Origin of the sequence: Tabrizicola sp. M-4, from assembly GCF_051132405.1 — a bacterium.
In the GTDB taxonomy this organism is placed as follows: Bacteria; Pseudomonadota; Alphaproteobacteria; order Rhodobacterales; family Rhodobacteraceae; genus Paragemmobacter.
Genome location: NZ_CP128606.1, coordinates 687,355 through 712,218 on the forward strand (window position 1 = coordinate 687,355; position 24,864 = coordinate 712,218).

Here is a 24,864-nt window from a genome sequence, read left to right on the forward strand (position 1 = left end):
GGCGCGGGATGTGACAAGGGCAATTCGACAGGAGCGTGACGATGGGCGGGACCGACAAGACGAGCTGGCTGGAAGGGCTGGAACATGACGATGCGGCGGGTGGCGCGTCGGACGGGCTGTATACCGAGAGCCTTGACGGGGGCTGGACGGCCAAGACGGCGGCGGGGCTGTCCGAGGACAAGACGATCCTGAGCAAGGGCGCCCAGATGGACGACCGGACTCAGATCGCCATCGGGCGCAGTCTGGAGGATGACGAGGCCGCCGCGATGGATGACCCGGTGACGGGCTGGCTGGTGGTGGTGAAGGGGCCGGGTCAGGGCCGTTCGGCCACGATCGGGGCCGGGCTGAACACCATCGGTCGGTCGGAGGAGGAGCGTATCTCGCTGCCCTTCGGCGACATGCAGATTTCGGCCAATGACCATCTGCGGATCATCTATGACGATATTTCGCGCAGCTTCATGGTGGTGCCGGGGACGGGCAAGAACGTGAGCCGGATCGACGGTCAGATCATCGCGATGCCGATGCCCTTGGCCAATTACGCGACGATCCAGTTGACGAAGAACACGGTCGTCCGTTTCACGGCCTTCTGCACGGAGAGCTTTGACTGGGCGGATGTGGCGGCGGACGCGGATACCGGCAAGGCATGACCGTCGTCAGTGGCAGGCAGATCCTTGGCGCGCGGGAGCGTCAGGAGGACGCCTTTCGAATCATCCGGCAGGACGAGACCGATCCGGGGACGGATCTTCTGATCCTGCTGGCCGATGGGATGGGCGGGCATGTGGGGGGCGAGGTCGCCTCGCGCATCGTGGTGGAGGTGTTCGAGAAGCACTGCATCACCGTATCGCGCAACCCCAAGCCCGCGGATCGTCTGGTGGAGGCGCTGGAGGCCGCGAATGCGGCCCTGCGCGAGCGCATCCGGCGGGAGCCGGAACTGGCGGGGATGGGGTCCACGCTGGTGGCCGCCATGAAGCTGGGGGCCAAGCTTTACTGGCTGAGCGTGGGGGACAGCGTGCTGTATCTGCTGCGCGACGGGCAGTTGCGGCGGCTGAACGCGGATCATTCGGTCTATGGCGAGTTGGTGGAGCATGTCCGCGAGGGGCGGCTGACGCAGCAGGAGGCGGAGACGCATCCGCGCCGGAACGCGCTGCGGTCGGCCATCATCGGGGACCGGATCTCGCTGGTGGATTGCAATGCCATCGCCTTGCAGAAGCGGGACGTGATCCTTGCGGCGAGCGATGGGCTGGAGACGCTGGACGAGCGGCGCATCCTTGAGTTGATGACGCAGCCGGACCGGGCGGAGCCCAAGGCCATCAGCGCCGATCTTCTGAGCGCGGTGGAGGCGGCGGCGCGGCCACGGCAGGACAATGCGACGGTGGTCGTCTATCGGTTCGACCCATCGGCCAAGCGGGCGATGTCGACGGAAAGCCTGTTCCGGGCGGGAGCGGCGGCGAAGGGGCCGGCGCTGGGCCGCGCGGCGATTGCGGGCGGTGTGGGCGTGGTCGCGCTGGCCTTGGTGGCGTTGATCTATGCCATCGGCTGGGGCGGGCGCGAGGAAGTCGCGCCCGTGGCGGCGGAGGATGCGGGCGGCGTGGTGGCGGGACCGGATGCCGTTTCGGCACCGCGGGAGCCGACGGCCATCGAGCGGGAGCGGCCGCCGGTGGTTGCGCCAGAGGTCCCCGGCGAAGAGGCGGAGGCCGGAGAGGCGGAACCGGAGGCCGATGCGGCCCCTGATGCGGAACCGGCGGCGGAACCTGAGCCGGAAACGCCGGAGCCGCCCGTGCAGGGGCGGGTGATCGCGCCGCCGTCCGAGGGGGCCGATGCAGGGCCCGGGCCTGACGCCGCAGCGGACGGTGCGGGGACGGATGCCGGAAATGCAGGGTCCGGAGCCGCGGGCGGAGCGACGGATGGCGGCGAGGCTGCCGCGCCCGAGGCCTTGCCCTTGCCCGAGGGGGAGTGAGGCGGCATGTCGGCGGATGCGCTTCCCCGGGGCACGAAGATGGCGGGCTTTGTCCTTGATGCGCCTTTGGGGCAGGGCGGGTTCGGTATCACCTATCGTGCGCGGTCCGAGGACGGGCGTCTGGAATATGCGGTGAAGGAGTATTTCCCCGCCGAGTATGCGCGGCGGGGCACGGGCGGCGTGGTGCTGCCGCGCGAAGGGGCGGAGGCGGGGCGGGCCTTCGAGATTGGCCGGAAGGCCTTTCTGGAGGAGGCGTTCATCCTGAAGGACCTGCCGCGCCAGCCGGGGCTGGTGCGGGTGCGGGGGGCCTTCGAGAAGCACGGGACGGCCTATTGCCTGATGGATTTCATCGCGGGGGAGTCGCTGGACCGGGTGTCGCAGCGGTTGATCCAGCGATACGGGCATATCCCGGAGGCGCAGGTGCAGGAGTTGATCTCTACCCTCTGCCGGGCCTTGGGGGCGGTGCATGGGGCGGGGTTCGTGCATCGCGACATCAAGCCGTCGAACATCATGATTTCCGGGACCGGGACGCCCGTCCTGATCGATTTCGGGGCGGCGCGGCGGTTGGGGCGTGGCAGCGGTCTTGGGTCGATGCTGAGCCGGAAATACGCGGCGCTGGAGCAGTTTCCCAATCCGCCGCGGGGGATGGGCGGGAAGGAAGGGCCTTGGACCGACATCTTCGCGCTGTCGGTGGTGCTGTATGAGCTGGTGTCGCAGGGATTGCCGCCTGCGGCGGATGCGCGGGCGGCCGAGACGGCGGCAGGGCGGCGCGACCCTTACGTTCCGGTGCGCGAGAACATGCGGCGCAACCGGGTGGAGGGGCGGTATTCGGATACGCTGCTGGACCTGATCGACCGGGGCTGCGCGCTGATGGCGAAGGAGCGGCCGCAGAGTGCCGCCGATTTCCGGCGTCCGGTGGAGCAGATGATGGCGCAGCCCGCGCGGCCGTCGCGGAGCGAGGGCTTTGCCGAGGCGGGGGGGCAGGCGGCCTATGTGCCGCCGCCACCGCCCCCGGCGCAGGGGCCGAAGCTGACGCCGGACCAGCGCAAGGTGGTGACGATGCTGGGGCTGATCTTCGGGTTGGCGGTGGCGGCGACGGTTTACGGCATGTTGCCGCAGGGGGGGTTCTGATGGGGCTGGCGCGGCTGATCCGGGCGGGGGTTGTGGCGCTGGCGTTGCTGGTGCCGGGGGCGGCACCGGCGCAGCAGGGCGCGTGGCTGGAGAAAGTTGCGGCGGCGGCGGACCCGGCGGTGGGGCGGGTGTTGGCGGTTCCGGCATCGCGGGACGGGCTGTCGACGGGGTCGGGTTTCGTGCTGGGGGGCGGGGCGCAGGAGGGGACGCTTTTGTTCCTGACGAACCATCATGTGATCCGGGGCGCGGATGAGGTGGTGGTCGGGTTCCAGCAGAATGACACGGTGTTTCCCTACGCGGCCACGGCGTCGTTCGAGGATCCGGTGCTGGATCTGGCGGTGCTGGAGCTGGTTCCGCTGGGCGATGTGTCGGGGCATCGGGTGAAGGCGCTGCCGATACGGGCAGACCTTGCGCGCAAGGGCGAGAGCGTGGTGGCGCTGGGCTTTCCGGGGTCGGGCGACAGTCTGGGGATCACGCTGGAGGATGCGCAGTTCTTCACCTCGACGCTGACCAACGGGACGGTGTCGAAGACGATGCGGGCAAGCTGGCGCGATGGCACGCCACCTGCGGAGCGGTTCGAGATCGTGCAGCATACGGCGTCGATCAATCCGGGGAATTCGGGCGGGCCGCTTCTGGACGAATGCGCCAATGTCGTGGGGTTGAACACGGCGGTGGCGGCGGATCAGGGTGACGGGTTCCAGCCGAATGACACCTATTGGGCGAACGGATCGCCCACGATCATCACCTTCCTGCGCGGGAAGGGCATCGCGTTCTCGGGCGGTGCCGCCTGCGGGGCCGGGGGGCCTTCGGTGGAGGCGGCGCCGATCGAGCGGCCTGCGCCTTCGGTTTCGGAGACGGCCTATGCCCTGCCGACCTGGGCGGTGGCGGCGATCAGCCTTGTGCTGGCGGGCGGGGTGATCGGGGGGATCGTCCTGATCATGACGACGCGGGCGAAGGCGGCGGGGCGGGATCTGGCGCTGCCTGTCGGGGGGAGCGGCACGGCGCTGATCCTGCAGTTCGGCGGCGGCGGGCGGCAGGCCGTGGGGCGGCGCGCGCTGGAGCAAGGGGTGCGGATCGGGCGCGGGCCGGATGCCGACATCCGGGTGGAGGCGGCGGGCGTGAGCCGGTTGCATGCAATGCTGCGGCTTGAGGGGCGGCGGCTGATGCTGACGGACCTTGGATCGACGAACCTGACGCGGGTGGATGGCAAGGCGCTGGTGCCGAACCAGCCGGTGCGGGTGACCTCGCGGTCGCGCATCCTGTTGGGGAGCGAGACGCTTTCCTTGAGCCAAGGATCGGCGGGTGGGTCGGCGCGGGAGGCGGGCGGCTGATGGCGGGGCGGGTGCTGCATGTGCGCAACCTTGGCCGCCGCCTGAGCGATGATTTCGCGGTGGTGATCGAGGCGCTGGACCTTGATCCGGGGGAGATCGTTGTGCTGGACAGTGCGTCCGGCACGGGGAAGAGCACCGTGCTGGGGCTGGTGGCGGCGGCCATTCCGGGGGGTGGGCTGGAAGGGGAGCGGCTGGTTCTGGCCGGGCGCGAAGTGCCGATGCCCGAGGATCGGCGGCGGGCGGCGCCGGATCGGGCGGGGTTTGCCGCGCCCGACGTGATGGGGTTCGTTCTGCAGACGGCGCGGCTGATCCCGTTCCTGACGCTGGAGGAGAACATCGGTCTGCCCGCGCGTCTGGCGGGGCTGGACCTGCCGCGCGACTGGGTGGGGCATGTGCTGGACCGGCTGGGGATTGCCGCGCTGATGGCGCGGCGGCCGGATCAGGTTTCGGTGGGGCAGCGGCAGCGGGCGGCGGTGGCGCGGGCCATGGTGGCGCGGCCTGCGCTCTTGCTGTTGGACGAGCCGGTATCGGCGCTGGACCCGGCGAATACGGAGGCGGTGGAGGCGCTGATCGCGGAGCTTGCCGCCGAGGTGGGGTCGGCGGTTCTGCTGGCCTCGCACAAGGCGGGGGGCGGGGTCTTTGCCGATGCGCCGCGCTGCGGGCATGAGGTGGTGCGCGACCCGGACGGGGTGATGGTGAGCCTGTTCCACCGGCCCGGCGCGGTGCTGGAAAGGCAGGCCGTGGCATGAGGACCGTCGTGACGCTTGCCCTACGGGAGATGCGGCATGAATGGCTGGCGGCGTCCTGTTTTGTGGCGGCGTTGGTGGGGGGGCTGGCGCCCTTGCTGGTGATCCTTGCGCTGAAGAACGGGGTGATCGACCGGATGGTCGACCGTCTGGTGGAGGACCCGGCCAACCGCGAGTTGATCGCGGTGGGGGCGGGGCGGCATGAGACGGAGTTCTTCGCGCGGCTGGCGGCGCGGGAGGATGTGGCCTTTGCCATGCCCGCGACGCGGACGATCAACGCGCAGGCCAATGCGGTTCGGAACGTGGCGGGGCGGCAGATGGAGCAGGCTGTGCCCCTGATCGGTTCGGCGGAGGGGGACCCGCTACTGGCGGGGGAGGTGCCTTTCGTCGCGCCGGGGAAGGTGGTGCTTTCCGCGCCGCTGGCCGAGGCGCTGGAGGTGGCGGCGGGCGGCGTTGTGGAGATGCTGATCGGGCGCGAGATCGACGGGCGGCGCGAGGTGGCGCGGGGCGATTTCGAGGTGCTGGCCGTGCTGCCGGAGGCGCGCTACGGGCGGATGGCGGTGTTCCTGTCGCTGCCGGACCTGCTGGCGGCGGAGCGGTTCCGCGATGATGCGGCGGTGGGGGTTGCGGATTGGCTGGAGGCGCGGGCGGAGCCTGCGGCCTATGCGTCGTTCCGCATCTATGCGGCGCGGCTGGAGGATATCGGCCCGCTTGGCGATGCGCTGCGGGCCGAGGGGGTGGAGACGCGGCCAAGGGCGCAGAATGCGGCGCTGCTTCTGGGGTTCCGGGAGAATCTGGGGTTCCTTTACGCGGTGATCGCGGTGCTGGCGGTGGCGGGGTTCTGGGCGGCGATGGCTGCGAACCTGCGCGGGATGGTGGCGCGGCAGCGGCTGGCCTTCAGCCTGCTGGCGCTGATCGGGATGCGGGACAGGGATCGGCGGCTGGTGCCCTTGGTGCAATCGGTGCTGCTGGTTCTGGCGGGAATCGTGGCGACGCTGGTTCTGGTGGCGGGGATGATCTTCGTGGTGAACCGGCTGTTTCAGGGTTCGACGGGCGAGACGGTGGCGCATCTGGGCGCGGGCGACGTGGCGGCGGCGCTGGTCATCGGGGTGGTGACGGCGGTGACGGCGGCGCTTTGGGCGCTGCGGGCGATCGACGGGATCGGGCCGGATGACGTGTTGCGGGAAGGGTAGGCGGATGGCGGGTCTGGGACATCTGATGGCGGGGGTGGCCGTGGCGGGATGGGCGTTGATGGCGCTGCCCGCTGTGGCGCAGGAGGCGGCGGCGCCCGCGATCACGTGGGAGGAGGACACCTACAACCCGCAGCCTGCGGAGGGGGATCTGGTGCTGCCCATGCCCTGTGGCGGCGCGATGGTCTTTCGCCGGATCGACACGCCCAATACCGAGGGGGCGATAGGCGATGTGCCGGTGCTGCTGGGGCAGGAGGGGGATGCGCAGCCCTTCCTGAACGGGTTGCGGAAGAGTTTCGTCTCTGGCCCCTTCGCGGATGGTGAGGGCACGTCGCGCGGCTATTTCTGGATGGCCAAGTATGAGATCGCCGAGGCGCAATATGCCGCCATGATGGAGGAGGCTTGCCCGGAGCGCGCGCCGCGGCGGCGGAACTTCGTGCCGCAGGTCGAGGTGGGCAAGCTGGATTTCGAGGCCTTCGCGCAGCGCTATACGCTTTGGCTGCTGGCGAATGCGCCTGAGCTGCTGCCCGAGACCGGGACGACGCGGGGGTTCCTGCGGCTGCCCACCGAAGAGGAATGGGAATATGCGGCGCGGGGCGGGCTTGCCATTTCCGATGCGCTGTTCCGGTCGCCCCTGCCGCCCGTGGGCGAGGGGGAGAGCATTTCGGAATATATCGCGCATGGCGGATCGGACAGCGCGGGCGGCAAGTTGCAGGTGATCGGGACGCTGAAGCCCAATCCGCTGGGCCTGCATGACATGCTGGGCAATGCGGCGGAGATCGTCGGAAGCCCCTTCGCACTGGTGCGGCACGGGCGTCTGCACGGGCAGGCGGGGGGTTATGTGAAGCGCGGCGGCGATGCGCGGACGCCCTTGGAGAGCATCGGGTCGGCCACGCGCTATGAGGTGCCGCCCTATGACCTGATATCGGGGACGGCGACGACGGACCGCTTCACGGGGGCGCGGATGGTGCTTTCGGCGCTGTCGATCACCTCGCCCGAGCAGTCTGACGCGCTGATCACGGCGCTGGAGGATCTGGCCAAGCCGGATGCGGGGCTGAAGGGCAGCGCGACCGAGGCGGAGGCGCTGGCGCTTTTGTCGGACATGGCGGCGGAGGCGACCGACGGGAACAGCCGGACGCGGATCGAGCGCATCCGGGATGTGATCAACGCGGCGCAGGCCGAGCGGAACACGCAGCGCGACCGGTCGATCCGGCTGATCATGACATCTGCGGTGATGGTCTGCGATCAGGCGGTGCAGCGTTATCTGAACGCGCTGGCGATCCAGATGCTGCTGCCGGATTACGACGCGATGGAGGCCGAGGCGCAGGCGGCGGGCGATGCCGCGCTGGTCGATCAGGTGCGGGCGGAACGCGAGGCGGCTGTGGAGCAGTTGCGGTCGCTGGAGGCGCGGACGATGGGCGAGGTCGTGGAATACGCGAATTTCGTCGAGGGGCTGGGGGCGGAGTATTCGCCCGACGTGCTGACCCCGCAGGCGGAATTCCTGCGGGGCGACATCGCCGCGCGGTCGGAGCGGCGGGGATCGTGCCTTGCCGCGCTGGAGGGGCATCTGGACGGGCGCCGGATCGACGGCTTTGCCGATATCGACCGGATCACCGAGGATTTTCAGTCGTTGGCCGGGGCCACGGCGGACATGCAGTAGGGAAAGGACATCACCATGCGCGACATGCTGAACAAATCGCTTGAGATCCTCGTCTGGATCGCCACCACGCTGATGGTGATCGGATCCTGTTTCTCGGGTGCGATGGTGATCCGTTTCTCCGGGGTGCCGGGGGTGGGGCAGGTCTTCGATTCCGTCTGGTTGATGATCTTCGGCTTCCTGCTGATCATCTTCGGGGTGACGCTGTCCTTCGTCTTTGCGGGGCTGTGTTTCTATCTGATGGATATCCGCACCTTCACCAAGCACACGGCCTTCGCGCTGCGTGCGCCGCAGAAGCGCTGAGGGGGACGGGATGAGCAAACCTGTCTTCGGGCTGGAACCCGGAAGCGTCATCCAGGACACCTACCGGATCGAGGCCCTGCTGGGCGAGGGCGGCATGGGGGCCACCTTCCGCGCCACGAACATGGCGACGGGGCATCCGGTCGCGGTGAAGGTGATGACGCCGAATTTCGCGGCGAACCGGCAGGCGGTGGAATTGTTCCGGCGGGAATCCACGCATCTGCGGTCGGTGCAGAGCGATGCGGTGATCCGCTACGAGACGACGTTGCAGGATCGCGAGGGGCGGCTGTTCCTTGTGATGGAATTCGTCGATGGGAAGCCGTTGAAGCATTACGTCGCGCGGGGCATGCGCCTGGCGTCGAAGGATGTGCTGGCGCTGGGCCTGCGGGTGGCGAAGGGGCTGGCCGCGATCCATGCGCTGGGCATCGTGCATCGCGATATCGCGCCGGACAACATCATGATCCCGGACGAGACGGTGTCGAAGGCGAAGCTGATCGATTTCGGGCTGGCCTCTGACACGGTGGGGACCGACAAGTCGATCATCGGGACGGGCTTTGCGGGCAAGCTGGATTTCTGCGCGCCCGAGCAGTTCGGGCTGTTCGGCAACAAGATCGGGCCGGCGACGGACCGCTATGCGCTGGGCCTCGTGCTGTTGAAGGTGGCGGGGCTGCCGGTGCCGGGCGAAGGCAAGGGGATGGCGGCGGTCGAGGACCGGCGGCATGACGTGAAGGTGGCGTCGGACAAGGTCTCGCCGGGGTTGCGCAAGGTGCTGGAGACGCTGTTGAAGGCCGATCCGGCACAGAGGGGCGGCGATCTGGTGGCGATGTTCGAGGCGGCGATTGCCGCCGAAGGGCAGGCGGGCGGGGCGCGGAAGGCGCCGCAGGCCGTGGCCGTGGCCGAGGGGTCTGGCGGCGGCGGTGGCAAGACCGGGCTGATCGTGGCGGCGGTGGTCGCCGGTCTGGCGGTCATCGGCGGGGGCGGGTGGTACGTGCTGACGCAAGGCAAGCCGCCGGTTTCGGCCGAGGTGGAGACGGCGCGGGCGACGCTGGCCGAGGATGACCCGCTGCGCGCGGTGGAGGCGCAGATCGCGGCAGGGGGGTCGGAGAACCTGAACGCCGCGCTGGCCGCGCTGATCGCCTATGCGCGGGACGAGGCGCGTCCGGCGGCGAACCGGGCGCAGGCGGCGCTGATGATCGCGCGGATGTATGATCCCGAGACGCATGACACGGCGCGGTCGCCCTTCCCGGAACCGAATGCCGCGGCGGCGCGGCGCTATTACGAACAGGCGGCAGAGCTTGGCGCGGATGAGGCGGCGGAAGCGCTGGGCCGTCTGGCGCAGACGCTGTCGCCGTGAACCGATTGATCCGAGGGCCTGAGAGATGAGTTTTGACCGTTTTCCGCCGTGCCGCGTTTCTGTCCTGTCGGGGCTGGTCGCGCTGTTCCTTGCCGGGGCGGCGATGGCCGAGACGCCGCTTCTGATGGAGGGCAAGACGAGCCTGTATCAGCGCGTGCTGCTGCGGGATGCGGTGGCGCGGCATTCCGCGCCGGACAAGCCGGAAGAGGCGATGCTGAAGCCGTTGCAGCCCTTCTATGTCTATGCGCGCGAAGGGGATTGGTTGAAGGTCGGGGCCGGGGATGCGGGGGGTGATCTGTTCTACATCCCCGCCGCGGCGGCGATCGACTGGAAGCAGAACATCGTGGCGACCTTTGAATCGACCGAGACGGTCGGGCGGCTGATGTTCTTCGACGGCTATGACAGCGCCTATGACGTGGTGGAGGCGGAAGACCCTGCCAGCGCCGCCGCGCCGCTGCGGGCCGAGGCGGAGGCGGCGGAGGCTGGGGGAGAGCCGTCGGAGACGGTGGTGGCGCTGGGCCCGCGGACGGCGGTTGATCTGCGGCAGAACCTGTATGTGATGCCGATCCTGTCCGCCGAGGAGGCGGTGTTCGAGAACGGCAGTTTCGTGAACCTGCTGGAAGTGGCCGTGGCGCGGGCCGATGGCGGCGGCGAGGCGGCGGCGGTGGACCCGTCGGCCATTCCGGGGCCGGGGGAGGCGCTGGAGGTGCCGCAGGAGATCCGCGACAATTACCGCGTGGGCGTGGTCTTCGTGGTGGATACGACGCTTTCCATGCAGCCCTATATCGACGCGACGCGGGCCGCGCTGGAGGAGGTCTATGCCAATGTTGCGGGGAGTGCGGCGGCGGATGTCGTGTCCTTTGGCCTGATCGGCTATCGCGACAACGTGACGGCGGTGCCGGGGCTGGAATATGCGGCCAAGACATTCGTCACCTTGCAGGATGGATATTCCGGTGAGGCCTTCCTGAAGGGCATCGCAGGGATGAACGAGGCGACGGTGAGTTCCAAGAACTTCCGCGAGGACAGTTTCGCGGGGGTGGAACTGGCGCTGGAGGCGATGGACTGGTCTGGCTTTGGCGGGCGGTTCATCGTTCTGGTGACGGATGCGGGGCCGCGTCTGGCGGATGACGAGCTGTCGACCACCGGTCTGAGCGCGGAAGGGTTGAATTCGCTGGTGAAGGAGCGGTTGGGCGCGGCGATTGCCGTGATGCATCTGAAGAGCCCGAGCGGGGCGGATGACCATGCGCGGGCCGAGACGGCCTATCGCGCGCTGGCCAGCCTGCCCAATGCGCCGCCTTTGTATTTCGGGATTGCGGGCGGCGATGCCGAGACCTATCGCGAGACGGCGCGACGGGTGGGGCAATTGGTGGTGGATCAGGTCGCCTCGTTCCGCAGCGGGGGGCCGATCGGGCCTTCGGGCGGGCAGCCGGAGGCAGAGGGGGGGGATGTGGTGGATACCGTCGCCTCGGCCGGGCGGACGATGCAATTGGCATGGCTGGGGGCGCAGACATCGGAAAAGGCGCCGGACGTGTTTCAGGCGGTGGTGGCGGATCGGGATTTCGAGCGGACAGGGTTGAAGCCCCTGTCGATCCGGGTGCTGCTGACGAAATCGGACCTGTCGGATTTGCAGGAGGCGTTGAAGATCATCGTCGAGAAGGCGGAAGAGAATGTCATCGACCCGGACAAGTTCTTTGAACAGGTTCTGGGCGCGGCGGCGGATATGAGCCGGACTCCCGACAAGGTGGCGCGGCGATCGGCCGAGACGATTGCCGAGGCGGCGGCCATCGACGAGTTCATCGAGGATTTGCCCTACAAGTCGCGGATCATGGCGATCACCGAGGATGACTGGTTGCGGATGTCGATTTCCGAACAGCAGACGGTGGTGAACGAATTGCTGGAGAAGATCGAGCGCTACAGCCGCTACAACGAGGCGACCGATACATGGGTGGATGTGCTGGGCGCCGGGGCGGATGGGGATGCGCTGGTCTATCCGATGAAACTGGACGATCTGCCCTAGGGCCGGGTTTTCGCGGCGGGGTCAGGGTTCGTAGCGCTGTTGCAGCGTGCCTTCGACCTGTGCCGCGAATTTGGCGGCGGCGACGGGAAGGGTGCGGCCCTTGAGCTGGCAGAGGTAGAGGCGGCCTTCGGGGATGTCGCGGGTGTCGACGGGGCGGGAGATCACGCCTTCGGTGCCGGGATCGGCGGGCAGGCCGATGGGGATCTGGAAGGTGATCAGCGGTTCCTGCGCCGGATAGCGGCGGAGGAAGTCGAAATTGTCGGATTCGAGGACGCTGCGCAAGCGGATGGAAAAGCGCACGAGCGCGAGGTCGATCAGCGCGCGGACGCCGTATTGCGCGGTGGGAAGGCCCACGGGATAGGCCGCGCAATCGCGCAGGCGCACGGTTTCGCGCGCCGCGAGCGGGTGGTCGGTCGCCATGACGGCATGGATCTGCTGGCGGACGGAGGCGAGGATCTGCACCTCGGACAGGCGGATCGGTTCGAAGATCAGCGCGAGGTCGGCATCATGTTCGACGAGCGCGGCCTCGGCCGCCGCGCGGTCGCGCAGGTGGACGGCGAAGGTGACGCCGGGATGGTCGCGGCGATAGCGGCCGATCTGTTCGGGCATGAAAAAGGGCAGGAGCGCCTGCGAGCAGGCGATGGAGACATGGCCGCGCCTTGCCCCTGCGAGATCGGCCAACTGGCTGCGCAGGCGTTCGAAATCGGAGGCCTGATGGCGCAGGTGGGTGACGAGGAGTTCGCCCGCCGTCGAGAGCCGCACGCCGCGGGGGAGCCGTTCGAAGATGGGAACGCCCAACTCCTCTTCCAGCGCCAGAACGCGGCGGTTGAGGGCGGTGGAGGTTATGGCCAGCGCCTCGGCCGCCTTCCGGATGGAACCGGCGCGGGCGATGACGTCGATGAATTGGTGGGGCGAAAGGGCACGCATGGAGTGATGCATTTTTTGCAGCGGTTAAGTGCAAACTTAGCACAAGACGGCATCGGTTCAATTCCGCATTCTGCATCGCAGAAATGATGAACGGGGCGAGTCGTGGGCCGGGGGTTCGCGAAGGAAGGTCCCCGGACCCCAACATGGAGAGAGTGCATGACCGATTTCCGCCCTGCCGCGCTGCGGCTTGCCAGCCCTTCGATCCTGTCGCGCCGCGACCTGTTGCGCGGGGCTGCCGCGCTGGGGGGTGTGGCGGCGCTGTCGGCGCTGCCGGGTGCGGCGCGCGCCCAATCCGGGCTTACCGTGGGGTTCATCTATGTCGGGCCGCGGGATGATTTCGGCTATAACCAGTCGCATGCGCAGGGCGCGGCGGCGGTGAAGGCGATGGAGGGCGTGACGGTCGTCGAGGAGGAGAATGTCCCCGAGACGCAGGATGTGCAGAAGTCGATGGAGTCGATGATCAATCTGGACGGGGCGACGCTGCTGTTCCCGACGTCCTTTGGATACTTCGATCCCCATATCCTGACGCTGGCACCGAAATACACCGATGTGCGGTTTCAGCATTGCGGGGGGCTGTGGTCGGCGGACAAGCATCCCACCAATGTGGGCAGCTATTTCGGCTATATCGGGATGGGACAGTATCTGAACGGGATCGCGGCGGGGCATGCCTCTGTCACGAAGAAGATCGGGTTCGTGGCGGCCAAGCCCATTCCGCAGGTGCTGCTGAACATCAACTCCTTCCTTTTGGGGGCGCGGTCGGTCGATCCGTCGATCACCTGTCAGGTGATCTTTACCGGCGAATGGTCGCTGGCGGTGAAGGAGGCGGAGGCCACGAATGCACTGGTCGATGCGGGCTGCGACGTGATCACCTGCCATGTGGACGGGCCGAAGGTGGTGGTGGAGACGGCGGCGGGGCGCGGGGCCTTTGTCTGCGGCTATCACGCCGACCAGTCCTCGCTGGCGCCGGAGAAGTATCTGACCGGGGCGGAATGGAATTGGGCCAAGGTCTATACCGACATGGTTTCCGCCACGCTGAAGGGCGAGGCGATCCCGAATTTCGTGCGCGGCGGTCTGGCGGATGGGTTCATCAAGATGTCGCCGCTGGGGCCTGCCGTGCCGGAGGCGGGGCGCGCGCAGTTCGAGGCGGTGAAGGCCGAGATCGAGAAGGGCGGGTTCAGCGTCATCAAGGGGCCGCTGAAGGACAATCAGGGGAATGTGGTCGCCGCCGATGGCGAAGCCTTCCTGGAAACCGATCCCGTGCTGGAGGGCATGGGCTATCTGGTCGAGGGCGTGATCGGGTCCACCTCGTAAGGGGGCGGGGCGATGGCCGTGCTGGATGCCGTGGGAACAGGGGGCGGGGCCGCATCGGCCCTGCGCCGCGCCGAGCCGCTGGTGGTTCCGGTTCTGGCGCTGCTGGCGGGGCTGGCGGTGTTCGGGCTGTTCCTGCTGACGCAGGGGCGGTCGCCGGTGGAGTTCTTCGGCTATGTCTGGCAGGGGGCGTTCGGGTCGGCCTTTTCATGGATGAACACGCTGTCGCGGGCGGCGCCCTTGCTGCTTGCGGCGTTGTGCGTGGCGCTGCCGGCGCGGTTGGGGCTGGTGGTGATCGGGGGAGAGGGGGCGATCGTGCTTGGCGGGTTGGCCGCCGGGGCGGTGGCCTTGCCGATGGCCGGGGTGCCTGCGGTCATGGGCCTGCCCGTCATGGCGGGGGCGGCGATGATCGTGGGGGCGGTCTGGATCGGGCTGGCAGGCGCGCTGCGGCATTACCGGGGGGTGAACGAGACGATTTCCAGCCTGCTGCTGGCCTATATCGCGATTGCGGTGATGAACCATCTGGTGGAGGGGCCGCTGCGGGACCCGGCCAGTTTGAACAAGCCTTCCACCGCGCCGGTGGATGAGGGGCTGCGGGTGGGGATGATCCCCGGCATGGACGTGCATTGGGGGCTGGTCTTCGGGCTGCTGGCCTGTGCCGTGGCATGGGTGCTGGTGGAGCGGACGCGCTGGGGCTTTGCCGCGCGGATCGCGGGCGGGAATGTGCGCGCGGCGGAGGTGCAGGGGCTGCCCGTGGGGCGGCTGATCCTTGGCTTCACGGCGCTGGGCGGGGCCTGCGCGGGGCTGGCGGGATTCTTCGAGGTGGCAGCGGTGCAGGGGTCGGCCAATGCGTCGCTGGTGGCGGGTTATGGATATACGGGCATCCTGATCGCCTTCCTCGCGCGGCACAGTGCGCTGGCCATCATCCCGGTGGCGGTGTTGCTGGCGGGGTTCGATGCGTCCTCGGGGCTGATCCAGCGGCGGATGGAGCTGCCGGATGCCACGATGCAGGTGCTGCAGGGGATCGTGTTCATGGCGATCCTGATGTCGGACGCGGTCTATGGGCGGCTGCCCTTCTTCAAGGCGAGGGGGTAGGCGATGGAAAGCGATCTGGGCTGGTGGGCGGTTCCGCTTGCGGTGCTGGGGGGTGCGATCCGGGTGTCGACGCCGATCCTCTTCGTCTCGCTGGGCGAGATGCTGACGGAGCGGTCGGGGCGGATCAATCTGGGGCTGGAGGGGACGCTCGTCTTCGGAGCGATGTCGAGTTACGCGGTGGCGGTGGTGACGGGGGACCCCTGGGCGGGGGTTCTGGTCGCGGCGGTGGCGGGGGCGGTCTTCGGGCTGGTGCATGGGCTGATCTGTTCCATGGCGCGGGTGAACGACATCGCCATCGGGATCGCGATGATGCTCTTGGGGACGGGTTTGGCCTTCTATTTCGGCAAGCCCTACATCCAGCCCGCCGCGCCGGATTTGCCGTCGATCCCCTTCGGCTGGTGGTCGGACGTGCCGCAGGTGCGGGCGGCGCTGGATGTGAATGTGCTGTTCCTCGTGGGGATCGCGGCGGCGCTGGTGCTGCTTTGGGGGCTGCGATCCACCAAGCCGGGATTGATCCTGCGGGTCGTTGGGGATTCCACCGATGCGGCGCGGGCGATGGGGTTGCGGCCTGCGGTGATACGGACGGTCGCCACGGCGGTGGGCGGGGCTTTTGCGGGGGTGGGCGGTGCTTACCTTTCGCTTTTCTATCCGGGCAGCTGGAACGAGGGGATTTCCAGCGGGCAGGGGCTTATGGCCGTGGCCTTGGTGATCTTTGCCCGTTGGCAGCCGGTGAACTGCTTCTGGGCGGCGCTGCTGTTCGGGGGGGCCGGGGCGCTGGGTCCGGCGCTGCAATCGGTGGGGGTGACGGAGGGGTATTACCTCTTCTACGCCGCGCCTTACGTGCTGACGCTGGGGGTGCTGATCGCCACGTCTTCGCCGAACCGCGCGCTGGCGGGCGCGCCGGGTGAGCTTTCCATAACGAAATGAGGGGCAGGATGACCACGATCGACGCCAATCCCTATGCATGGCCCTGGAACGGCGATCTGCGGCCGGAGAACACCGCGCTGGTGATCATCGACATGCAGACGGATTTCTGCGGCAAGGGCGGCTATGTGGACATGATGGGTTATGACCTGTCGATGACGCAGGCCCCGATTGCGCCGATCAAGGCGGTGCTGGGGGCGATGCGGGCGAAGGGCTATCACATCATCCACACGCGTGAGGGACATCGGCCGGACCTTGCGGACCTGCCGCCGAACAAGCGGTGGCGGAGCCAGCAGATCGGGGCGGGGATCGGGGATGCGGGGCCCTGCGGGAAGATCTTGATCCGGGGCGAGCCGGGGTGGGACATCATCCCGGAGCTTTATCCCATGGCCGGAGAGGTGATCATCGACAAACCGGGGAAGGGGTCCTTCTGCGCGACGGACCTAGAGCTGATCCTGCGGACGCGGGGGATCGACAACCTGATCCTGACGGGGATCACCACGGATGTCTGCGTGTCGACCACGATGCGCGAGGCGAATGACCGGGGGTTCGAGTGCCTCGTCCTGTCGGATTGCTGCGGAGCGACGGATGCGGGCAACCATGCGGCGGCGTTGAAGATGGTGACGATGCAGGGCGGAGTCTTCGGCGCGGTGAGCGACAGTGCGACCCTGATCGGGGCGCTGCCGTGAGGCCGCCCGTCACGGGGATCGGCGCGGACCCGCTTCCGGGCGGGGCGCTGGAGGTGGAGACGGTGGGCATGACCATGCGCTTCGGGGCCTTCACCGCGCTGGAGGATGTGTCGATCCGTGTGGCCCCCGGTTCGTTCCATGCGCTGCTGGGCGAGAACGGCGCGGGGAAGTCCACCTTGGTCAAGTGCATCATGGGGTTCTACCACGCGACCTCTGGCCAGTTGCTGGTGGGGCGGCGCGAGGCTGAGATTGCCGATCCCCGGGACGCGCGGGCGCTGGGGATGGGGATGGTGTACCAGCATTTCACGCTGGTCCCGTCGCTGACGGTGGCAGAGAACCTCGTGATTTCCCGCGCCGATGCGCCGGTGGTGATCGACTGGGCGAAGGAGCGGGCGGGGCTTGAGGCGTTCATGGCGGCGATGCCCTTCCGCGTGCCGCTGGATCAGACGGTGGCGCGGCTGGCGGCGGGCGAGAAGCAGAAGCTGGAGATATTGAAGCAGCTTTATCTGGGCAGCCGCTTCCTGATTCTGGATGAGCCGACCTCGGTCCTGACGCCGGATGAGGCGGATGAGGTGCTGGGGCATGTGCGGGGGCTGTGTCGGGCGGGGGAGATTTCGGTCCTGATGATCACGCACAAGTTCCGCGAGGTGACGGCTTTTGCGGATGAGGTGTCGGTCCTGCGGCGCGGGCGGCTGGTGGGGCAGGGGCGCGTGGCGGAACTGAGCCATGACCGGATGGCCGCGATGATGATCGGTGAGGAGAAGGCGGTTCGGGCGGTGGACCGCACGGGCGTGCGGGGTGCGCCGGTGTTGGAACTGCGGGGGGTGAAGGCGGCGGATCGGTCGGGGTTGAGGGAGATTTCCATCGACGCGCTGACGGTCCATGCGGGCGAGATCGCGGGGATCGCGGGGATTTCCGGCAATGGGCAGATGGAGTTGATGGAGGTGTTGACCGGGCAGCGCTCGTTGAAGGCGGGCGAGGTGCGGGTGGCCGGTGCGCCCTATGGCGCTACGCGGGCGGAGGCGCAGGCCCAAGCGGTGCGCTATCTGCCGGAGGAGCCTTTGCGCAACGCCTGCGCGCCAAGGATGAGCGTGATCGAGAACATCGCCTTCCGCAGCTTTGACCGGAACGGGAGCGGGCGGCGCTTCTGGCTTTCGGTAGCGGAGATGCGGGCGCGGGGGCGGGAGTTGATCGCGGGGTTCAAGGTGAAGGCGGCGGACCCGGAGGGGCCGATTGCGGCGCTGTCGGGGGGCAATGTGCAGCGGGCGGTGCTGGCGCGGGAATTGACGGGGGATGTGCGCTTGCTGGTCATCTCGAACCCCTGTTTCGGGTTGGATTTCGCGGCGGTGTCGGAGATCCGCGCGCGGATCGTGGCGGCGCGGAACGCGGGGGCGGCGGTGCTGTTGATGAGCGAGGATCTGGACGAGGTTCTGGAACTGTCGGACCGGGTGCTGGTGATGAGCGAGGGGCGGATCACCTATGAGGTGGCGGCGACCGAAGCCAAGGTGGCAGAGATCGGGCATCACATGGGGGGGCATGCGGCATGAGCGGGGGGCGGGTGATTGCGGGGGCGAAGCCGTTTCCCTTTGCCTTCGATCCGGCCAAGGCGGCGGTGATCGTGATCGACATGCAGCGGGATTTCGTGGAACCGGGCGGGTTCGGCGAGAGCCTCGGGAATGACGTGTTGCGGTTGCAGGCCATCATCCCGACGGTGGCCGCGCTGATAGCGGGCGCGCGGGCGGCGGGGGTGCCCGTGATCCACACGCGGGAATGCCACAGGCCGGACCTTTCCGACCTGCCCCCGGCCAAGCGGGACCGGGGCAACCCGTCCTTGCGGATCGGGGATGCGGGGCCGATGGGGCGCATCCTGATCGCGGGAGAACCGGGGGCGGATATCGTGCCGGAGCTTTGTCCGGTGGCGGGGGAGTTGGTGATCGACAAGCCGGGGAAGGGGGCGTTTTACGCGACAGACCTTGGCGACCATCTGGCGCGGGAGGGAGTCACGACGCTTATTTTCGCCGGGGTGACGACCGAGGTCTGCGTGCAGACCACGATGCGCGAGGCGAATGACCGCGGGTTCGAGTGCCTGCTGGCCGAGGATGCGACCGAGAGTTACTTCCCCGAATTCAAGGCGGCGGCGGTGGAGATGATCCGCGCGCAGGGCGCGATTGTCGGCTGGACGGCACGGGTGGCTGAGATCGTCGAGGCGCTGGATGGATGATCCGGTGGCCTTTGTCGGGCTGTTGAACGGGTGGCAGGGGCGGGTGTTTCGCCCCTTCCGCGAGGGGGTGGAGATTTCCGTCCTGCGCGAGGGGGCGCCGGGGGTGGCGCTGCTGCGCTATGCGCCGGGGGCGGGGGTGCCGCGCCACAGGCATCCGGGGATGGAGACGATCCTCGTTCTGGAAGGCGTGCAGAGCGACGAGCGCGGGGATTATCCCGCCGGATCGCTGATCCTGAACCCGGAAGGGACGGAGCATTCGGTCTGGTCCGAGAGCGGCTGCACCGTGCTGATACAATGGAACCGCCCCGTGGAATTCGTGGGCTGAGAATGATGATGACACAGATGACGCTTTCCGAACTGCCCTTCGATATCGCGCGGCTGCATGCGGCCTATGCGGCTGGCCTGTCGCCCGTGGCGGTGATGGAGGAGGTCTTCGCGCGCATCGCGGCGGCGGAGGACCCGGCGATCTTCCTGCATCTGCGGGCGGCGGATGGGGCCGTGGCCGAGGCGGCGGGACTGCCGCCCTTCGATCCGGTGGCCTATCCGCTGTGGGGGGTGCCCTTCGCGGTGAAGGACAATATCGACGTGGCGGGGGTGCCGACGACTGCGGCCTGTCCGGCCTTTGCCTATGTGCCGGGGGAGGATGCCTTTGTCGTGGCCCGCCTGCGGGCGGCGGGGGCGGTGTGGATCGGGAAGACCAACCTCGACCAGTTCGCGACGGGGCTGGTGGGGGTGCGTTCGCCCTATGGCGTGCCGCGCAATGCGCTGGACCCGGAGATCGTGCCGGGGGGGTCGTCCAGCGGGTCGGCTGTTTCGGTGGCGCGGGGGGTGGTGACCTTCGCACTGGGGACGGACACGGCGGGGTCGGGGCGGGTGCCTGCGGCTTTGAACAACATCGTCGGGCTGAAGCCGTCGCTTGGCGCGCTGTCCGGGACCGGGATGGTTCCCGCCTGCCGGACGCTGGACACGATTTCCATCTTCGGGCTGACGGTGGCGGATGCCTGGGCGGCCTATCGGGTGGCCTGCGGGTTCGATGATGCCGATCCTTGGTCGCGCGTGATGCCCGCGCCCGCGCTGGCGGCGGTGCCGGAGGGGATGCGCGTGGGCGTGCCCGATGCGGGGAGCATCGAGTTCTTTGGCGATGCCGCGCAGGCGGCATCCTTTGCAGATGCGGTGGCGGCGCTGCGGGCGATGGGGTGCCGGGTGGAGGAGGTGGATTTCACGCCCTTCTACGACGTGGCGCGGATGCTGTATGAAGGGGCTTGGGTGGCCGAGCGGATGGCGGCGGTGGAACCCCTGTTCCGCGCGCAGCCGGAGGCGTTCCATCCGGTGACGGCGAAGATCATCGGGGGGGCGGATCGCCTGACGGCGGCGGATGCGTTCCGGGGCATCTATCGGCTGGCCGCGCTGAAGCGGCAGGCGGCGGCGGCGATGGCGGGGCTGGACCTGCTGGCGGTGCCGACGATCCCCACCTTCTACACGGTGGCGGATCTGCAGGCCGATCCCATCGGGCCGAACAGTCGTTTGGGAACCTATACGAATTTCGTCAATCTTCTGGACATGTGCGGGATCGCGGTGCCCGCGGGACCGCGCGCTGACGGGCGACCGGGGAGCGTGACGCTTTTGGCGCGGGCGGGGGAGGATGCGCGGGTGGCGGCGCTGGCTGCTGCGGTGCAGGCGCGGGCAGGCGGGTCCTTGGGCGCGACGGGATGGGCAATGCCCGCCCAAGCCGCGCCGGAGGCCGGGGCGCTGCCCCGCGAGATGGAGGTGGTGCTGGTGGGCGCGCATATGACCGGGCTGCCCTTGAACGGGCAGATCACGGGTCTGGGCGGGCGGTTCCTCGCGCGGACAAGGACGGCGGCGGCCTATCGGCTGTTCCGGCTGCCGGGGCCGCCCCCGGCACGGCCGGGGATGATCCGCGATGCTGGGGGCGCCGCGCTGGAGGTGGAGGTCTGGGCGCTGCCATTGGCGCAGGTGGGGGCGTTTCTGGCGATGATCCCCGCGCCGCTTGGCCTTGGGCGGGTGGAACTGGCGGATGGGCGGTTCGCGGTGGGGTTTCTGGCCGAGGCGGCGGGGGTCGCCGGGGCGGAAGAGATCACCCATCTGGGCGGGTGGCGGGCCTTTCTGGCGGCGCAGGCCTAGCGGTCAGGGCTGGCAGAGGCTGCGGATCGCGGCGCGGGCCGCCTGTTCCATGGGGGGGATGGTGGCGCGCAGGATGGCGATGCGGTCGAATTGCGCGGGGTCGGCGGCAAGCGTGTCGCGCAGGGCCTGACCGAAGGCCTGCCGCAGTTCGGTGCCGATGTTGACCTTGGCCACATTGGTGCCGCGCGCAAGCAGGTGGCGCAGTTCGAAGGGAAGGCCCGAGCCGCCATGCAGCACGAGCGGCAGGGTCGGCGCGGCGGTCTGGATCGCGGCAAGGCGCGGCATGTCGAGCGTGGCGCTGGCCTCGGTCATCAGATGCACATTGCCGATGGAGATGGCCAGCGCGTCCACCCGCGTTTCCTTTGCGAAGCGGGCGACCTGCGCCGGATCGGTGCCTTGCGAGGCCTTGCCCGCCGCATAGCCGACATAGCCCAGTTCCGCCTCGATGGAGATGCCCGCGGCATGGGCGAGCGCCGCGATTTCGGCGGTGCGGGCGATGTTTTCGTCGAGGGGCAGCGCCGAGCCGTCATACATGACGGAGGTGAAGCCGCAGTCGATGGCGCGGGCGCAGGTGGCGATGTCCTCGCCATGGTCGAGATGGGCGACGACGGGGACCGAGACGCTTTCGGCCAGCGTGCGGAACATGGTGGCGAGGACGGGCAGGGGCGTATGGGCGCGGCAGCCGGGGCCCGCCTGAAGGATGACGGGACGACCCTCGGCCTCGGCGGCGCGGGTGAAGGCTGTGGCATCCTCCCATCCCAGCACGACAAGGCCCGCGACGGCGGTGCCATCTGTCAGGCAGGGGGTGAGGACGTCCGATAGGGTGGCGAGGGTCATTTGAACTTGGCGATCATGTCCTTGATGCCGGGGATCTTTTCGATCTGGTCGGCATGGCTGGGCTGGAAGAATTGCACGAGCGAGCGCTGCGTCTCACCGGCGAGGATGGTGAAGTAATACATCTCATACCCCGGCAGGACGCAGCAGGGGTGATAGCCCTTGTCGATGGCAATCGTGGAGCCGTCGACGATGTGGTAGGCGTCGCCCGGTTGGCCATCCTCGCGTTGCAGCATCTGCAGGCCCGAGCCGTGCGGCGGGTTGAAGCGGAAATTGTAGACCTCGTCATGTCTTGTTTCGAGCGGCAGGCGCGTCGTGTCGTGCTTGTGGCTGGGAAAGCCGGACCAGCCGCCAGCGCCGACGGTGTAGAGTTCCGAGACGAGAAGGCGGCCGACGCGGCCATGGTATTTCGTGCCGAGGATGTGCTTGATCTTGCGATGGGTCTTGGTGTCGTCTGACCCGTATTGCACGGGGTCGATATCGGCGGCGCGGATGGCGAAGGGGGTATGCACCTCGTCGCAGCGCGCACCGGCTATGAAGATTTCCGCCCGGTCGGATCGGCAGGTGATCGTGGCGGGGGTGCCCGTGGGGATGTAGACGCCTTCGGGTTCGCCATCCCAGACGTTTTCGCGGCGCAGGCCGATGGTGGCGAAGGTTTCTTCGCCCACCGTCACGTCGATGGTGCCGGTGGCGGGGACGATGCAGGTTTCATAGCCGGGGACATGCGAGGTGACGGTGTCGCCGCGCTTGAGGTGCAGGATGTTGAAATAGCAGAGCGGCACCAGCGGGTGGTCGGCCCCGATGATGGGTTGGTTGCGGTTGTTGTGGGGGGCGATGTGCATGGATCAGGCCTGACGCTGGCTGAGGAAGGTGTCGAGGGTGGCGCGGTCGGGGGAGGCGGGCGCGCAGCCCACCTTTGAAACGATGATGGCGGCGGTGGCGGCCCCGCGCCTGACGGCGGCGTCGAGGGAATGACCCTGACCCAGCCCGGCGAGGAGGCCGCCCATGAAGCCGTCGCCCGCGCCCGTGGGTTTCAGGGCGGCGACGGGGAAGATGGGGGTTTCGAAGCTGTAGTCGGGCGTATGCGTGGTGCTGCCCGCCGCGCCGCGCTTGTAGACGGTGAAGAGCGCGCCATTGCGGGCGAGGTGGCGGGCAAGGGCGGGGCCTGCCGCGTAATCGCCGGCCATCAGGGCGAATTCGTCGTCATTGCCGATGGTGATGTCGCAGGCTTGGGCGGCCTGAAGGCAGATCGCGGCGGCCTCTTGCCGCGAGGTCCAGCTATAAGCGCGGTAATCGACGTCGAGGACGGTCAGCGCGCCTGCCGCGCGGGCGCGGGAGAGGGCGGCGAAGGTGGCGCTGCGCGACGGGTCGCGGGCCAGTGCGGTGCCGGTGATGACGAGGGCTGCGAAGGGGGCGAAGTCGATGCCTGCGATATCGTCGGGCGAGAGGGCGAAATCGGCGGCGCCGTTGCGGTAGAGGACAGTCTGGCAATCGGGCTGCCGCGTTTCGGTGAGGGCGAGGGAGGTGCGCGCCTCGCCCCGCACGGCGCGGACATGGGTTGTGTCGACGCCATAGCGGTTGAGTTCGGCGCGGCAGAAGCGGCCGACCGCATCGTCGGAGACGCAGGAGACGAGGGTTGTCGCCGCCCCCTGACGGGCAAGCGCGGCGGCGATGTTGCCCGCCGATCCGCCGATGGAGGTGGTGAAGGCGCGCGCCTCTTCGATCGGTGTGCCGGGGGGATCTGCGTTCAGGTCCATGCCGACGCGGCCGAGGACGGCGAAGCGGTTGAGCGACATGCGGTGCCAGAGGCGGTGCATCGGCGGGGCTTTCTGTTAGGTTGGGCCGCAGGGAGCGGATTGCGATTGACGCGGGTTCGGGGTTCAGGATACGCATTTTGCAACCGGTTGCAATTCTTTCCGGAGAGGGGGGCCGCAATGCGCGAAATCGGCATCGGGATCATCGGCGGCGGCTATATGGGCAAGGCCCATGCGGTGGCCATGGCGGCGGTGGGCGCGGTTTTCGAAACCGCGCTGCGCCCAAGGCTGGAGATGGTCTGCGCGACCAGCGAGGCCTCGGCCGAGCGGTATCGGGCGGCCTTCGGCTTCGCGCGGGCCACGGCGGATTGGCGGGTGCTGGTGGCGGATGCCCGGGTGGAGGCGGTGGTGATCGCCTCGCCGCAAGAGACGCATCGGGCGATTGCCGAGGCCGCCTTCGCGGCGGGCAAGCCCGTGTTCTGCGAGAAGCCCTTGGGGGCCGACCTTGCCGACAGCCGCGCCATGGTGGCGGCGGCGGAGGCGGCGGGCGTGGCGAACATGGTGGGGTTCAACTACATCCGCACGCCCGCCTCGCAATTCGCCCGTGCCTTGGTGGCAGGGGGCGAGATCGGGGATGTGACGTGGTTCCGGGGGGAACACACCGAGGATTTCGACGCCGATGGCGCGCGGCCCGCGACGTGGCGGAATTTCGGGGCGGCGAACGGGACGATGGGGGACCTTGCGCCGCACATGATAAACGCGGCACTTGCCCTGATCGGACCCATGGCGCGGCTGTCGGCGGATGTGGGGACGGTCTATCCGGCCCGTCCCGGCGCCGATGGGCGCGAGATCAATGACGATATCGGGCAGTTCATGTGCCGTTTCGCGAACGGGGCGATGGGGCATCTTTCCTTTTCCCGCGTCGCGCAGGGGCGGAAGATGGGTTATGCCTATGAGATCGTGGGGACGAAGGGCGCGATCCGCTTCGATCAGGAGGATCAGAATGCGCTCTGGCTCTACAAGGCCGACGATCCGCCCGCGCTGCGGGGGTTCCGCAAGATTTTGACGGGGCCGGAGCATCCGGATTACCGCGCCTTCTGTCAGGGGCCGGGTCACGGGACGGGCTATCAGGACCAGATCATCATCGAGGCGCGGGATTTCCTGACGGCGATCGAAACGGGGCGGGCGGTGTGGCCCACCTTCCGCGACGGGATGGACGTGAACCGCGTGATTGCGGCGGCATGGGATTCGGCGGCATCGGGCCGCTGGGTGGAGCTTTGAGGGGAA

Annotated in this window: 23 protein-coding genes; 19 read left to right on the forward strand and 4 right to left on the reverse strand. The window is 68.5% G+C overall.

The window, feature by feature from the left end; all coding sequences use genetic code 11:
- Window positions 1–41 precede the first annotated feature (41 nt).
- From TabM4_RS03445 to TabM4_RS03490, 10 genes are read left to right on the forward strand one after another with little or no spacing between them, the layout of a single operon-like run.
- A complete protein-coding gene (locus tag TabM4_RS03445; RefSeq protein ID WP_434618450.1) occupies window positions 42–647 on the forward strand; it encodes an FHA domain-containing protein in 606 nt (201 codons plus the stop codon).
- Window positions 644–1,957 carry a PP2C family protein-serine/threonine phosphatase gene (locus tag TabM4_RS03450; protein WP_434618453.1) on the forward strand — a complete coding sequence of 438 codons (1,314 nt, stop codon included), beginning with the start codon at window positions 644–646 and terminating at the stop codon, window positions 1,955–1,957. Before TabM4_RS03445 ends, TabM4_RS03450 begins: the two co-directional genes overlap by 4 nt.
- Before the next feature lie 39 nt (window positions 1,958–1,996).
- Window positions 1,997–3,088, forward strand: a complete 1,092-nt coding sequence (locus tag TabM4_RS03455) for a serine/threonine protein kinase (RefSeq protein ID WP_434618456.1) — start codon at window positions 1,997–1,999, stop codon at window positions 3,086–3,088.
- Entirely contained in the window at window positions 3,088–4,419 is a 1,332-nt protein-coding gene (locus TabM4_RS03460; RefSeq protein WP_434618459.1) for a trypsin-like peptidase domain-containing protein, read from the forward strand. Before TabM4_RS03455 ends, TabM4_RS03460 begins: the two co-directional genes overlap by 1 nt.
- Entirely contained in the window at window positions 4,419–5,168 is a 750-nt protein-coding gene (locus TabM4_RS03465) for an ATP-binding cassette domain-containing protein (protein ID WP_434618461.1), read from the forward strand. The genes TabM4_RS03460 and TabM4_RS03465 overlap by 1 nt, the downstream gene beginning before the upstream one ends.
- Window positions 5,165–6,358, forward strand: coding sequence for an ABC transporter permease (locus TabM4_RS03470; protein WP_434618464.1), 1,194 nt, complete (start codon window positions 5,165–5,167; stop codon window positions 6,356–6,358). Before TabM4_RS03465 ends, TabM4_RS03470 begins: the two co-directional genes overlap by 4 nt.
- 4 nt (window positions 6,359–6,362) lie before the next feature.
- Complete coding sequence (locus tag TabM4_RS03475) at window positions 6,363–8,015, forward strand: formylglycine-generating enzyme family protein (protein ID WP_434618467.1); 1,653 nt, start codon at window positions 6,363–6,365, stop codon at window positions 8,013–8,015.
- Between the two features lie 15 nt (window positions 8,016–8,030).
- Complete coding sequence (locus TabM4_RS03480; protein WP_434618469.1) at window positions 8,031–8,315, forward strand: hypothetical protein; 285 nt, start codon at window positions 8,031–8,033, stop codon at window positions 8,313–8,315.
- A 10-nt stretch (window positions 8,316–8,325) separates the two neighbouring features.
- On the forward strand, window positions 8,326–9,666 hold the full coding sequence (locus tag TabM4_RS03485; protein ID WP_434618472.1) for a serine/threonine-protein kinase: 1,341 nt from the start codon (window positions 8,326–8,328) through the stop codon (window positions 9,664–9,666).
- A 25-nt stretch (window positions 9,667–9,691) separates the two neighbouring features.
- Entirely contained in the window at window positions 9,692–11,683 is a 1,992-nt protein-coding gene (locus tag TabM4_RS03490; protein WP_434618474.1) for a vWA domain-containing protein, read from the forward strand.
- Window positions 11,684–11,704: 21 nt separating this feature from the next.
- Here TabM4_RS03490 and TabM4_RS03495 read toward each other — a convergent pair whose 3' ends face one another.
- Window positions 11,705–12,610, reverse strand: coding sequence for a LysR family transcriptional regulator (locus TabM4_RS03495; protein WP_434618477.1), 906 nt, complete (start codon window positions 12,608–12,610; stop codon window positions 11,705–11,707).
- Between the two features lie 156 nt (window positions 12,611–12,766).
- Here TabM4_RS03495 and TabM4_RS03500 point away from each other — a divergent pair, with 156 nt between their 5' ends.
- From TabM4_RS03500 to atzF, 8 genes are read left to right on the forward strand one after another with little or no spacing between them, the layout of a single operon-like run.
- Window positions 12,767–13,921 carry a BMP family ABC transporter substrate-binding protein gene (locus TabM4_RS03500; protein ID WP_434618480.1) on the forward strand — a complete coding sequence of 385 codons (1,155 nt, stop codon included), beginning with the start codon at window positions 12,767–12,769 and terminating at the stop codon, window positions 13,919–13,921.
- Window positions 13,922–13,933: 12 nt separating this feature from the next.
- A complete protein-coding gene (locus TabM4_RS03505) occupies window positions 13,934–15,013 on the forward strand; it encodes an ABC transporter permease (protein WP_434618484.1) in 1,080 nt (359 codons plus the stop codon).
- 3 nt (window positions 15,014–15,016) lie between these two features.
- Entirely contained in the window at window positions 15,017–15,940 is a 924-nt protein-coding gene (locus tag TabM4_RS03510) for an ABC transporter permease (protein ID WP_434618487.1), read from the forward strand.
- 8 nt (window positions 15,941–15,948) lie between these two features.
- A complete protein-coding gene (gene biuH, locus TabM4_RS03515) occupies window positions 15,949–16,626 on the forward strand; it encodes a biuret amidohydrolase (protein ID WP_434618490.1) in 678 nt (225 codons plus the stop codon).
- Window positions 16,623–18,173: an ABC transporter ATP-binding protein gene (locus TabM4_RS03520; RefSeq protein WP_434618493.1), complete on the forward strand. Its 1,551-nt coding sequence runs from the start codon at window positions 16,623–16,625 to the stop codon at window positions 18,171–18,173. Before biuH ends, TabM4_RS03520 begins: the two co-directional genes overlap by 4 nt.
- Window positions 18,170–18,847 (forward strand): cysteine hydrolase family protein, encoded by a 678-nt coding sequence (locus TabM4_RS03525; RefSeq protein WP_434618496.1) that lies wholly within the window; start codon window positions 18,170–18,172, stop codon window positions 18,845–18,847. Before TabM4_RS03520 ends, TabM4_RS03525 begins: the two co-directional genes overlap by 4 nt.
- Window positions 18,840–19,172, forward strand: a complete 333-nt coding sequence (locus TabM4_RS03530; protein ID WP_434618499.1) for a cupin domain-containing protein — start codon at window positions 18,840–18,842, stop codon at window positions 19,170–19,172. The genes TabM4_RS03525 and TabM4_RS03530 overlap by 8 nt, the downstream gene beginning before the upstream one ends.
- A 17-nt stretch (window positions 19,173–19,189) precedes the next feature.
- A complete protein-coding gene (atzF, locus tag TabM4_RS03535; protein WP_434618502.1) occupies window positions 19,190–20,989 on the forward strand; it encodes an allophanate hydrolase in 1,800 nt (599 codons plus the stop codon).
- A gap of 3 nt (window positions 20,990–20,992) precedes the next feature.
- Here the strand turns inward: atzF and TabM4_RS03540 are convergent, their stop codons facing one another.
- From TabM4_RS03540 to iolC, 3 genes are read right to left on the reverse strand one after another with little or no spacing between them, the layout of a single operon-like run.
- Window positions 20,993–21,826: a class II fructose-bisphosphate aldolase gene (locus TabM4_RS03540; RefSeq protein WP_434618504.1), complete on the reverse strand. Its 834-nt coding sequence runs from the start codon at window positions 21,824–21,826 to the stop codon at window positions 20,993–20,995.
- Complete coding sequence (locus TabM4_RS03545; protein ID WP_434618507.1) at window positions 21,823–22,665, reverse strand: 5-deoxy-glucuronate isomerase; 843 nt, start codon at window positions 22,663–22,665, stop codon at window positions 21,823–21,825. Before TabM4_RS03545 ends, TabM4_RS03540 begins: the two co-directional genes overlap by 4 nt.
- Before the next feature lie 3 nt (window positions 22,666–22,668).
- Complete coding sequence (gene iolC / locus TabM4_RS03550) at window positions 22,669–23,640, reverse strand: 5-dehydro-2-deoxygluconokinase (protein WP_434618510.1); 972 nt, start codon at window positions 23,638–23,640, stop codon at window positions 22,669–22,671.
- A 117-nt stretch (window positions 23,641–23,757) separates the two neighbouring features.
- Here iolC and TabM4_RS03555 point away from each other — a divergent pair, with 117 nt between their 5' ends.
- The gene (locus TabM4_RS03555) at window positions 23,758–24,858 is read left to right on the forward strand and encodes a Gfo/Idh/MocA family protein (RefSeq protein ID WP_434618513.1); all 1,101 of its coding nucleotides are present in this window, start codon (window positions 23,758–23,760) and stop codon (window positions 24,856–24,858) included.
- The last annotated feature ends 6 nt before the right edge of the window (window positions 24,859–24,864 follow it).